Origin of the sequence: Enterococcus sp. C74 (assembly GCF_040887125.1) — a bacterium.
Taxonomy (GTDB): Bacteria; Bacillota; Bacilli; order Lactobacillales; family Enterococcaceae; genus Enterococcus_B; species Enterococcus_B hirae.
On record NZ_JBFOFA010000006.1, the window covers coordinates 31,065 to 44,105 of the forward strand.

General features: G+C 37.5%; 8 protein-coding genes. All 8 read right to left on the reverse strand.

Annotated features, from left to right (window positions below):
- Positions 1-141: 141 nt before the first annotated feature.
- On the reverse strand, positions 142-1,155 hold the full coding sequence (locus AB3H93_RS09075; RefSeq protein WP_063627681.1) for a DUF3324 domain-containing protein: 1,014 nt from the start codon (positions 1,153-1,155) through the stop codon (positions 142-144).
- 109 nt (positions 1,156-1,264) lie between these two features.
- The gene (locus tag AB3H93_RS09080; RefSeq protein ID WP_010720409.1) at positions 1,265-1,978 is read right to left on the reverse strand and encodes a hypothetical protein; all 714 of its coding nucleotides are present in this window, start codon (positions 1,976-1,978) and stop codon (positions 1,265-1,267) included.
- A gap of 311 nt (positions 1,979-2,289) precedes the next feature.
- Complete coding sequence (gene gshAB / locus AB3H93_RS09085; protein ID WP_161638002.1) at positions 2,290-4,569, reverse strand: bifunctional glutamate--cysteine ligase GshA/glutathione synthetase GshB; 2,280 nt, start codon at positions 4,567-4,569, stop codon at positions 2,290-2,292.
- Positions 4,570-4,830: 261 nt separating this feature from the next.
- Positions 4,831-5,832: a signal recognition particle-docking protein FtsY gene (gene ftsY / locus AB3H93_RS09090; RefSeq protein WP_368020465.1), complete on the reverse strand. Its 1,002-nt coding sequence runs from the start codon at positions 5,830-5,832 to the stop codon at positions 4,831-4,833.
- 10 nt (positions 5,833-5,842) lie between these two features.
- Entirely contained in the window at positions 5,843-6,652 is an 810-nt protein-coding gene (locus AB3H93_RS09095; RefSeq protein WP_228197280.1) for a Cof-type HAD-IIB family hydrolase, read from the reverse strand.
- An 8-nt stretch (positions 6,653-6,660) separates the two neighbouring features.
- On the reverse strand, positions 6,661-10,239 hold the full coding sequence (gene smc / locus AB3H93_RS09100; protein WP_368020466.1) for a chromosome segregation protein SMC: 3,579 nt from the start codon (positions 10,237-10,239) through the stop codon (positions 6,661-6,663).
- 21 nt (positions 10,240-10,260) lie between these two features.
- On the reverse strand, positions 10,261-10,947 hold the full coding sequence (gene rnc, locus AB3H93_RS09105; protein WP_010720414.1) for a ribonuclease III: 687 nt from the start codon (positions 10,945-10,947) through the stop codon (positions 10,261-10,263).
- Between the two features lie 291 nt (positions 10,948-11,238).
- Positions 11,239-13,017 (reverse strand): oligopeptide ABC transporter substrate-binding protein, encoded by a 1,779-nt coding sequence (locus tag AB3H93_RS09110; RefSeq protein ID WP_368020467.1) that lies wholly within the window; start codon positions 13,015-13,017, stop codon positions 11,239-11,241.
- Positions 13,018-13,041: the final 24 nt, after the last annotated feature.

Sequence of the window (13,041 nt, forward strand, 5' to 3'; positions counted from 1 at the left end):
TCCTTCCAATCAAATAAATATAAGACTTATACTTATTTGATTCCTCCTTTGAAAGTATGTTATTTCTGTTCATAAAGTAAATCATTCATACTCCTATTTTTTCTAAAAATGGATATAAACGAAAAATAGAATGAGTACTCATTAATTTTTCTTATATCTTATAATGAGATAACTGATGCCAGCTACATTGACTAAAAAGAGAATGATCCAACTAATTTGGAGCCATTGAGGAACAACAACGTGATAAAGCGACTGTTCATTGATATCATTAGCCGTTGTTGGATTGATCGTAAATTCTTTGCTAAATAACCATTCCTTGCCACCTGCCTTAACTGAACCAGTAAAAACATATGTCCCTGCTTTTAGTTCATCCTTTTTCCAATCAAATTGAAAAGGATAGACTGAATAAGGTGCAATATTTACATTTGTTTTTTGTTGCTCTTTGATGACTTTATCTGTATTTTTTTCAAGAATTTTACCTGCAACAGTTGCTTGATCAAATATATAAGGGTTAGGATTTAAAATATCTGCTTGAATGATTTTTCTTCCATTTGATAAAATCGGAGCGACTTTTTCTAAAGTAACAGAAATAGGTTGATTCATTTTGGTTTTTGCATTGTTGGTTAAAACTACTCCTAATGTGTAGTTATACGTATTTTCGATTGATACTTCTTTTTTCTGGTCTTTTGGTGTTTTTTCAGCTTTCTCAGAAACCACGATTCCTCCGACGACCACACCGGGAAATTTTTCTTTGGGTAATGTAACCGTAAGAGAGGTCTTTACTTCACTCTTTGCTGGTACTTTGACTTCTGACTGTGTCGCTTTGACGATCGAAGTCAATGGTAATTTCAAATCTTTGTTGTCTTTTATCGTACCTGTATAATCTAACAAACCATTCACATTGGTATTTGCGTTTGTAACTTTAATCGTTAATAGTTTCTCCTGATTTGAACTATTGATCAATTTAACACCCAATTGATCTTGTGTACCTGGTTGCTCACATAGATAAAAATAGCCTAAATTAGTATCAATTTGATGTATATTGGGAATACGTTCGATCGTATAGCCTCCCATTATTTCTTCTGCTTGAACATCCAACGTACCAATAAACATAAACATAAGAAATAAGATGATTGATTGCACTTTTTTTAACAATACCGTTCTTCCTTCCTTTTTTTGATTATCAGCAGCTCTTTGATCAAAAGCTTGGTCTGCCAATAATCAAAAAAAGGAAAAGAGTAAGTCCTTTCCCTTCTTAAGGTAATTATGGAGCAACCGATAGATTCCATTCGACATGTCCTGTATGTGTCCCTGCTGGCGTAGTTTTTGTATTTGCTATTTTAAGAGACACTTGTCCTAATCCATAATCATAGGTGTCATTATGCACAAATCCCTGTGTTCCTGACATCAATAAAACTTGAGCATCTGATGTAATCTCAACATTTGGCACAGCAGTAACTGAACCAGCTGGAGCGTCCACTAACTGACCATTTCCAGTATTGACCTTCGCATTAGTTCCAGTATGGGCAGTTTGAATCGACATTCCTTTTTCTCCATTATCCCAAACAACTTGTGCTTTTAAAGACCATCCCATAGTTTCCCGAGTTTTGTCTTTGACCCCGACATCAAATGTGCCAGAATTTTGTGGCATGGTCACAGGGATCGTCTGAGAGCCAGTTTCCAATAATTTTGTTGACGGGATTGTAAAAGTACCTGGTTCATAAGCAATCCCAAAGGCAACCGTAGGATTATTTGATTTATTCCCTGGATCAGATGAGCTGGCAGGATCTTTCGTATTACTTGGTGGCGTTGGATTAGTCCCACCATTTGTTGGTAATTCTAGTGGCGCACTGATCGGTGTTTCAGCTGTTGCTGGACTCGGAGTCGTAGTTGTGCTTGCTGCGTATACCCTTGGATTATTAATTAATAAAAAAGAAGCCAACAAGCCAGTGCTGATTAAAAAAGTACTTTTTTTCATTTATTTCACTCACTTTCTTTTTTCACACATTGGGTATTTTTATACTGTCCTGATTGAACAAAAAAAGCGTATCATTAAACTAGATTCAGTTTTTTTTGTTTTTTTTTGATTTCACACTTATTCTTAAAAAAATTAAAAAACAAATCACTAAGAAAAAAAGATGACACTAACTTTTTACATATGACTTTTAAAAATAAATCGTGTACTTAGCAACCCGATGCATAAAAAAACCCATAAAATCCGAAAATAACACCCTTATTTTCTGGATTCTATAGGTTATTTTTTAGCTAGTGAGTTTTGCCATAATGTGATTAATTTTGAGTCAGGATATTAAGTTCAGGATACAATAAATTCAACACGTCTAAAGTCAATCTTCTCCCTTTACCTGCAAATGGGTACACGTGCATATGCATCGCTGGATTGAAGTTAGCTTCGATAATCCCATAAGCAGTAGCGCTATTTTCCGGTGCTACCTCTTTGTCCGGAATAATCAAATCGATTCCACTAATTTTTGCGCCTAAAGCTTCAACTGCAGAAACAGCTATCTGCTTATAACTTTCAGAAAATTCGTCTGTGACATCAATCGAATCGCCACCTGTACTAATATTAGAATTTTCTCGTAGATAAACAACCTGATCTTTCTGGGGAACAGAAGAAACGGTAAGCCCTTGTTCTTTTAACATCAGTTGCTCTAATTCTCCTAATTGAATTAGCTCTAAAGGTGCTCGATGATTTGTGCCTCTTAAAGGATCAAGATTCTTTTCAGCGACCAATTCAGCAACTGTACGTTGTCCATCTCCAACGACATTAGCAGGTTTACGAAGCATGATTGCTTTGACTTTGCCATCAATCACAAAGAAGCGATATTCCGTGCCTGGCATAAATTCTTCTACTAAAATCGAACGATCTTCGCTAAAGGCAATCGCAAGTCCTGCTTGATAGTCAGCTAAATCAGCACCATCTTTAAAAATCGTGATGCCTAGTCCATAGTTCGTTGATTTAGGTTTAATGACAAATGCTTTGTTTGCGAATCTTGGATAGGCTTTGACTGCTTCCTCCATTGTCGTAAACTCGGCTCCGTTTGGCACACGATAGCCGGCTTCTTTCAAGACTTTTTTAGTGACCGTTTTATTTTCCATGATCAAGGGAACGATATAGCTATCTTTACTTGTCATATTTGCATTTTTCACGTACTCAATATGATCGTGATGCTGTAACCGCAAAAATTGATCGGATTCGTCAATCACTTTCACTTCAATACCTTTTTGGATCGCATCAAATAACAAGATTTGCGTAGACAACTCCATCTCTCTAAATCCTGCGAGTTGATACGGACGTTCATGCGCTTTTTGATAGTAAGAAAGACCCAAAGAGGTAGCAAACTGATGTTGACTACTTTCTTTTGCTGCTTGATAGATTGTTCCTGCTAATGTTTCACTTGGACGTTCCAGTTCTTCTAACATTTTTTCAATCAATGGTAGTGCCTCTAGTTGCTCAAGTTCGAGCGCCATTTTCTTCATATCAGTTAAAAGATAACGGCCTTCCTCGATAAACTCGGTTTGATTTAGAGGATGTTCAAGAGAGACGATTTCATTTTTTCTAGTTCCTTCTTCTACCCATTGATCAGCTGCTTCTTTTTCTTCCGTCCATAACATATAAGTTAAAAATAACTGTAAGAAACGAACTTGTTCTTGATCAATTCCTAAACGTGCATTGGGATTTAAATCGATATTTCTTAATTCGATATAACGCACACCCGTTTTAGCTAAATCTGCTACCCGTTTACCACCACGAAAACGAAGTGGCGTATAAAATTCTTTTTCTTCTGATAGTTTTCCTTCTTCAACCATCTTTTCAATGTCGAACAAATATTGCTCCATTGAAGCATACGAAACTTTGACATTTGGATGATTCGTATAACCATACGAACTATTCCGAATACTTCGAACTGGCTCATTAGGAGCTGGTTTATCAATGAAATAGTTTGCTTCACTTAATGGTGATGCCCCATAAAAATAGGTAATCAACCACCGATAGCGCAGAAAATTGCGCGCAGTTTTCAAATATAGCTCTGTTTTAAAAGCAGCAAACTCCGAAAACTCTGTTTGTTGCACAAACAACGATCGAAGCAAATCATCTCCAAATTCAAAATTAAAATGGATACCACTAACCATTTGCTTTCTTTTCCCATATTCTTTAGCTAAATAGCGGCGATATAACACATCTTCAAAATTTGCTAATTTTGCAATCATGATGTCTTCATCTTTTGCTGGCAATGCTGGTGGCATACTTAAAGGCCAGATCATTTCATTTTCAGGAATTGAGCGAGCAGCAACATCATAAATGGCTGACATATATTGGAAAAGCTCATGGATCGAATCGGTGACTGGTGTAATTAATTCAATTTGTGTTTCACTAAAGTCTGTCTGTATATATGGATGAAACGTACGATCGCCAAAAACACTTGGATGATCAGTACGTGTTAGATCTCCTGTAAGGTTCACTCGCTGTCCTTCTCGTTCCACACCAAAACGTGCTTGATCGATAAATGGACGTGAACTAGGATGTTTTAGTAATTGTTTAAAATTCATGTTGATTATCCTCCAGTTCGTATGCCTCTAATTATAGTAAAAAATAGCCAGAAAAAGAATGAAATTGTTTCAAAATATAAAAAAAGCCTGTCCAATTTTATGTACGCTTACTTCGTCGGTTGGGTTGGTTCACTCCCATACCTTACTAATACCATCATTATATGTAGAATTACCGTTACCTTTCTATAAGAAAAAGCATCTAGCTAAAAAGATTCAATTTTTTAGCTAAATGCTCTTCTTGCTGATAAAAAGAATAACTGCTTACTCTTCTTTCAACAATCCTTTAAATAAACCAATAACAAAATCATTAGGTTCAAATGGTTCAAGATCATCGATTCCTTCGCCAAGCCCTACCAATTTCACCGGTAGGTGAAGTTCATTACGGATGGCTAACACGATCCCACCTTTGGCTGTACCATCTAGTTTGGTTAAAACTAGCCCAGTGACATCAGTTGTTTCTTTAAATTGTTTTGCTTGTACCATTGCATTTTGACCAGTAGTCGCATCTAGTACAAGTAATGTTTCATGAGGTGCATCTGGTAATTCTCGTTGAATGACACGTTTGATTTTTTCCAACTCATTCATCAAGTTGACTTTGTTTTGTAAACGTCCAGCTGTATCTACTAACAACACATCTGCCTGTTCACTTTTCGCACGTTCCATCGCATCATACACAACTGCTGCTGGGTCGCCACCAGCATTTCCCCGAACCACTTCGACACCAGCACGTTCGCCCCAAACCACTAATTGGTCAATCGCACCTGCTCGGAAAGTATCGGCTGCTGCCAGCAGCACTTTTTTCCCTTCATTTTTGTATTGGTGGGCTAGTTTTCCGATACTGGTTGTTTTTCCAACACCGTTTACCCCGACAAACAAAATAACTGTTAATCCTTCTTCTTGTAGATTTAATTCATTAACTTCGTTGATTCCTTCTTGTTCATATAAATCCACTAATTTTTCAATGATTGCATTTTGGATCTCAGCTGGTTTCTTTGCGTTTCTCAGTTTTACTTCTTGACGCAACGCTTCAGAAATCTGAATAGCCGTATCAAACCCAACATCCGCACCAATCAGTGTTTCTTCTAATTCTTCAAAAAAGTCTTCGTCTACTGTCCGAAAATTAGCAAACAATTCATTCATTCGTTCGCTAAATGTTTTTCTGGTTTTTTCTAACCCTTTATCATATTTCTCTTGTACTTCGACTTCTTCTGGTTCTTGTTGTTCACCAGTAAAAGCACGCTTGATTTTATCAAAAAAGCCCATACGATCCCCCCTAATCTAAAACAAATTTTTCGATAACTTTGGCTACACCATGTTCTAAGTTACTTGACGTAACATAATTCGCTGCTTCTTTAACAAATGGGACGGCATTTGCCATGGCAACACCCATTCCAGCGTATTCAATCATCGGCAAGTCATTTTCTTCATCCCCAATTGCCATGATCTCAGCTGGTTCTAAACCTAAATCTTTTGCTAGTAAAGAAATACCATAAGCTTTTGTCACACCTTTTGGCATAAATTCTAAAAGCATACTGCGGGTCTTGATGATTTCATAACGTTCATGAAATTCGGCTGGTATTTCTTTGATCTTAGGATCTAATTCCGCTTGCGGATAGGCAATAACTGCTTTATTCAACACAAACTCGTCTGTCAGATCTGCTAAATTTGCCGGTTGAAATTGCAATAATTTATTTAATGTGTTGTATAAAGATTTCTTCCCTAGTGCAGTCGGTAATTGTAAAACCACATGATCTGATAATACATCTAGGGGCAATGCCAATTTTTGCGCAAGATCATATAAACGATGGATATCAGCAACTTCCATCACTTTTTTCTCAATGATTTCTCCTGTATCGTTTTTTTGAACAAGACCACCATTGAAGGTGATGCTATAATCCCCTTCGTCCACTAATCCTAACTCTTGCAAATAATGAGCCATTGCTGCTAAGGGACGACCAGTACATAAAACGATCTTAACACCTTTTTCTTTTGCTTTCGCTAAAGCTTGCTTATTCTCATCTGAAATTTGTTTTTCTTCATTCAATAATGTACCGTCTAAGTCGATCGCAATTAATTTAATCATTTATTTCCTTACACCTTCGTTTCCATTTTTCCTTCTTCATTGATATCTTCCATGCGGACAGACACAATTTTTGAAACACCTGATTCTTGCATGGTTACTCCATATAAAACATCGGCAGCTACCATGGTACCTTTTCGGTGTGTGACCACGATGAATTGAGTGTCATCTTGGAAATCACTTAAATAACGTCCGAATCTTTTCACATTTGCTTCATCTAACGCAGCTTCTACTTCGTCTAAAATACAAAATGGAACAGGACAAACTCGGATGATTGAAAACAGCAAGGCGATAGCAGTTAATGCTCTTTCCCCTCCAGAAAGCAAGCTCAGACTTTGTAATTTCTTGCCTGGTGGTTGCACTTCGATTTCAATCCCTGTTTTTAATAGATCCGATGGGTCAGTCAATACCAATTCTGCGCGACCACCACCAAACATATTAGGAAAGACTACTTTAAACTCTTGCCTGATTGCTTCAAAGACTTCTTTAAAGCGAGCCCGTACTTCAGCATCCATTTCTTCCATTGTTTCAAACAATTGGTTCTTTGCAGATAACAAATCATCACGTTGTGTGGCTAAAAACGTATGTCGTTCATTCACTTGCTCAAATTGCTCAATCGAACGGATATTCACTGGTCCAAGGTCTGCGATCTGCTCTTTTAAGACTGCTACTTTCGTGCGACTACTTACAATATCGGAAGTTGGCTGGTAATCAGTGACAGCTTTTTCAAAGCTGATTTGGTATTCCGTTTGCAAATAGCTCAGCTGATGATCCAACAACATTTCTGCACGGTCTTTTTGCACTTCCAGTTTCGATTGTTCTGTTAGCTGTTGCTTTTGTTGTTGGTTTTTTTCAGCAAGTACTGTTTCAAGCTGATCGATTTCTTTTTGCGTACGTTCTCGTTGTTCCTTCACTGCCACTAGTTCTGCTTGCAGTTCTTCACGCTGTTGCGCAAGTTCCGTGATTTGGCTCGCTAAACTTTCTTCAGTGATTTCATGATCAGAAAAATCTGCAGTCAATGTTGCTAATTGTTGCTCTAAACTTGTCTGACGTTCAAGTGCTTCATTTTTTTGAACACGTGCTCCACGTAATTGGATCTGTAAATGATTGAATTGCTCTTTCAAGACAGCTAAATCTGCTTGTTCCTGTGCTTTTCGTGCTTGGACTTGTGATCGTTTTTCTTCCATTTGATCACTTTCTTGGTTCAGTGATTTGATCTCTTCATCGATTTGTTGTCGTTGTTGTTCAATTTCCTTTTGTCTTGTCGTTAACTCTGCTTGTTGTTTTTGATATGTTTCGATGAATTGTTGCAATTCTCTCGTTTCAAAGTTTGAGAGTTGCTTTTCTTTTTCAAAGCGTGCTAAGTCATTCGTGATATTTTGCAGTTGATTCGTTATTTCCTGCTCTTCAAACCGCAATTGTTCATTTTGCGTACGCAATTTTTCTTGTTTTTGGCTCAAGTCAGCGACTTTGGTTTGTAGTTCTTGAACAATTTTTTCTTGATTTTGCAACTGCTGATCTGCTTGTTCATATTCTGCTGTCAGCTGTTTCAATTCTTGATTTTGAGAGAAGAGACTGCCTTGATTCCCCCGTTTATTTGCTCCACCCGTCATGGAACCACCAGCATTCATCACGTCTCCTTCCAGAGACACTACTCGGTATTGGTATCGTATGGTCTGAGCAATAGCATTGGCACTAGTTAGATCCTTCGCTAATAAGATCGTTCCCAATAAATTGTGGACCACGGTTTGAATTTCTGCAGGGAATGTCACCTGTTCACTTGCAATACCTAAAAACCCATCTACCGCTGCTGCTTGCGAAAGAACGTGCGCAGGTAACTGTCTAGGTTTAATCGTTGTTAACGGTAAAAAGGTCGCTCTACCCCCTCTTTGCTTTTTCAAATAAGTGATTGCTTGACGTGCATCGTGTTCGTTTTCAACAATGACGTGTTGCGCTGCTCCACCTAGAGCTGTTTCGATTGCAAGGGTAAAAGAGCTAGGTACATCAATCAACTCAGCGACTGCACCTACGATACCAGATAATTGTTGTTTATGTTGTAAAACTAACCGAACGCCCTGGTAGAAACCAAAATAGTTTTCTTGGATTTCTTGTAAACTTTTTTGGCGTGCCTTTAATTGTTGGACTTGGTTCATCAATTGGTACATTTTAGGTTGTTCATTGGTTAATTTAGTTTGTACTGTTTTCCCTTTTGTTTGAACTTCTTCCAACTCATGTTGGTTCTTAACTAAAGCTTGTTGAAGATTTGCTTGTTTTTCAGATAGTTCCTGTTTTTGAGAGGATAACGCCAAGACAGAGGCTTCTACTTCTGATTGCTTCGCTAATGTTTGTTTACTTTTGGACGTTTCTTGTAAATATTGACGTTCAAGATATTTCAATTCATTTCCGACATTCGCTTGTTCTTGCATCAAATCAACATATTGATCTCGTAATTCAGATAATAATTCCTTCGTTGATTTTTGATATTTTTCCAATTCTTGTTGAGTCTTCATCAACTGTTGTTGTGCTTCTTGGATTTCTGATTCTTTTTCAGTTGTTTCTTTTGTCAATTTTTCCTGAAGTTCCTCAAAATGCGCTACTTTCTTTTGCGCCTCGGCCAAAGAAGCCTGATATTCTTGCGTACTCTTTTGTGTATGCTTTGTCCGCTCTATTAAGACATCTTTTTGCCCTTCTGCTTGTTTTAATCTTTCAGACAATGCCAACAGACTTTGTTGACCTTTTTCAATTTGACGGTCTTTTTTGGCGTTTTGCTTTCTTTTTTCTGATAGCACGGCTTCTTGCGATTGGATATGTGTCGCTAATATTGTCAGCTCTTGATTGAATTGTGTCAGCTGAGTTTGTTTTTCTTCCCACTCTTTTTTCGCTACGTTGATCTCCGTAATCATCAACGCTATATCGGTTTGGGTTAATTCTTCTTTTAGCTGCAAAAATTTCTTAGCGATTTCACTTTGCTCAGCTAGAGGTGTTAATTGCTCTTGCAACTCGTAAATAATGTCTTGCACTCGACTAAGATTATCTTCTGTTTCAAATAACTTTTGTTCCGCTTTTTTCTTGCGTTGTTTATATTTTAATACACCTGCTGCTTCTTCAAATATTCCCCGACGGTCTTCTGGCTTACTACTAAAAATTGCTTCTACTTTCCCTTGTGAAATGATCGAAAACGATTCTTTTCCTAAACCTGAATCTAAGAACAGTTCTTGGATGTCTTTCAATCGACAAGGTTGTTTATTGATAAAAAAATCACTTTCGCCTGTTCGTCGATAGCGACGAGTCACGCTGATTTCTTGATAATCCAATGGTAAATAATGATCGGTATTATCCAAAAGTACTGTAACTTCTGCCACATTCAAAGGCTTACGAGAGTCTGAACCAGCGAAAATAATATCGGGCATTTTCCCACCTCGAAGGCTCTTAGCAGATTGCTCGCCTAAAACCCAGCGGATTGCTTCAGTGATATTACTTTTGCCACTCCCATTTGGTCCAACGACGGCTGTCACACTATTTTCAAAATCAATCACTGTTTTATCTGCAAAGGATTTAAATCCAGCTATTTCAATTCGTTTTAAATACACGAAGCGTTCCCTCACTTACTTTTACAGTGCTGCCAGTGCATTTTCTGCAGCAGCTTGTTCTGCTAGTTTTTTCGATTTTCCTTGCCCAGTCCCAATCAACTTGTCATCTACATAGACTTCGATCCAAAAAATCCGTTCATGTGCCGGACCTTCCTCTTTTATTAATCGGTATTCAATAAATACATCACCTGATTTTTGCAACACTTCTTGCAACTTCGTTTTATGATCCATCTCATGTGAAAAAGCACCTGCTTTGACTTTTGGAAAGACAACTGTTTGAAGAAAGGCATGGGCTGCTTCAAACCCTTGATCAAGGTACAAAGCACCTAGAAAGGCTTCAAATAAGTCACAAAGAAGAGCTGGTCTGGTTCTTCCCCCAGAATTTTCTTCTCCTTTACCTAACATGATATATTTATCAAATCCACATTCTTTGGCAAACTTGGATAAACTATCTTCACGAACGATCGCCGCACGTGTCTTTGTTAGTTTACCTTCTGGGATATCTGGATATAAACGATATAAATATTCTGAAACCATTAATTCTAATACGGCATCTCCTAAAAATTCTAATCGTTCGTTATCTGATAGTTGAAGGTTGCGATGCTCATTCACATAGGATGAATGGGTAAAAGCTTGTTCAAGTAGATTGAGATCGTGAAAAACGATAGTATACTTTTCTTTTAATTCATTTGTCAGCTGATTGTCCATTTTTCACATTCCTTTATGGATATTTTTTCAATACTTCCTTATTATACTGGTTTTTGTCTAAATTTGAAATGGTTCCGACAAAAGGTAAGTAAAGGTTTAATAAACCTCAAGGATCCAATGATTTTTTCGATTAAAGAATTTATTAGCTGATCATTTGATTGATTTGATAAATAGTATTCAAAAGTTGCCAGCTATACGAAAAGACCTCCCAAACCGTTTCCGTGTTTGGGAGGTCTTTCTCATTGCCAGATTCATTCATTACTTTCGCTAAACGGCATGTATGTCCTTATTTTAAGAACGTGATTCTGCTGTTACCGTTACTTTCGCCCATGGATTTGGTGCATCATATGACCAATCCCAATCTTTAGTACGATCGCTCACTGGTAGTACTTCATTACGGAACAATGTTGGAATTGCGAAAGCTTCTTCAAATGCATATGCTTGCCATTTTTTATATGCTTCTTTTTGGTAATCTGCATCAAATGCTTCACTTGAATTGATATCATTGATCAATTTCGTATTTTCTTCTGATTCAAAACGAGTGTAGTTGAATGCTGCATTTGGTCCCCATAGTCCGTTTGGATTTGGATCAGTTCCTGTACTCCAAGCTGCTTGATATACATCAATTTCAGGATCGTCATTTTCTAATTTATCGTAGAATGAGTTAAATTCGATTAAACGTCCAGTCGTGTATTTCACATCTAAGCCGATTTTTTTCCATTGTTGCACATAGTAATCAGATAATGGTTGCGCTGTTTCGCCACCTGACATTGAAGCAAAGTTGATCGTTAATTTATTTCCGTCTTTATCTTCACGTAACCCATCACCATCTACATCTTTATAGCCAGCATCATCCAATAATTTGTTTGCTTTATCGATATCTTGCGTAAATCCTTTTAGATCGTCATCGTGGAATGATTCAAATACAGGAGGAATCAATGAAGTAGCATTGCTTCTTAACCCTGCATAGAAACGTTCCCCTACTGCATCGTTATCTAATGCATAACCCATTGCTTGTCGCAATGATTTATCTGCCATTTTAGAATTTGGATCGTATTCAACACTGCTCTTTTCAGCATTCCATTTACCTAATTTGAAGCCTAAGTAAGTGTATGATGTTTGTTCACGTCCTAAGTTTGTGTAACCTGAGACATCTTTATATGTGTCATACGTATCTGTAGGCATTTGGAAAATCATGTCATAAAGTTTTGAGTTCAAAGCTTCTGTTGCACTAGCAATCGGCAATGATTTCATCGTGATTTTTTTCAATTGTGGTTTGCCATTCCAGTAATATTCATTTGGTAGATACTCTACTGATTCTCCTGCAACGATATTACTCATGTAATATGGACCAAAAGTCACTGGATTTTTACGTACTTGATCACTTGATTCCATGTCTTTGATTGCTACACCTTCAATTGTGTGTTTTGGAGCTGCATATGCCCAAATCCCACCACCTGATTGAAGCATACTTGGTTCCACTTTTTTATATTCGATTTCAACTGTCTTATTGTCCACTTTTTTGATACCTGAGATTGTCGGAGCGCTACCGCTATGGTATTCTTCCATCCCAACGATGTTTCGGAAGTTATCATCATAACGGATACCTGTATAATCCTTGTTACCGATAATTTCATAAGGGAAAATCACGTCATCTGCGGTTACATCTTTACCATCTGACCATTTTACATTGTCTTTTACTTTGATCGTTGCTTTTTTCGTCTCTTGGTCTAAATCTAAACTCGCTGCACCATCATTTGTGATCTTGAAGTCCGCATCATTTGTAAATAGTGCTTCATGAGAAGGTGCCATAAATGCTGCATCGTAAGAATCTTGATAAAATTCCCATTGGAACAATCCTTTGAATTGACTATCGGTTGCTACTGCAGCCTCCAATTCGCCATCTTTTATTGCATCTTTATCATTTTTCGTTGAGATTGGAAATGTTAATTCCTTCTTCTCACCGTTATTTGCTGAACTCCCAGAAGAGTTAGAACCTCCGCCGCTTCCACAAGCAGCTAATGCCATTACTGAAAAAAGTGTAACAACGCCTAAAATTGATTTCTTCATTCCTTATTTCCCCCTTTGCTTTCT

Bases quoted from the DNA above. Each gene is read 5' to 3' on its own strand.
- AB3H93_RS09080 (WP_010720409.1), bottom strand. From the start codon at position 1,978: ATGAAAAAAAGTACTTTTTTAATCAGCACTGGCTTGTTGGCTTCTTTT.
- gshAB (WP_161638002.1), bottom strand. From the start codon at position 4,569: ATGAATTTTAAACAATTACTAAAACATCCTAGTTCACGTCCATTTATC.
- ftsY (WP_368020465.1), bottom strand. From the start codon at position 5,832: ATGGGCTTTTTTGATAAAATCAAGCGTGCTTTTACTGGTGAACAACAA.
- AB3H93_RS09095 (WP_228197280.1), bottom strand. From the start codon at position 6,652: ATGATTAAATTAATTGCGATCGACTTAGACGGTACATTATTGAATGAA.
- rnc (WP_010720414.1), bottom strand. From the start codon at position 10,947: ATGGACAATCAGCTGACAAATGAATTAAAAGAAAAGTATACTATCGTT.
- AB3H93_RS09110 (WP_368020467.1), bottom strand. From the start codon at position 13,017: ATGAAGAAATCAATTTTAGGCGTTGTTACACTTTTTTCAGTAATGGCA.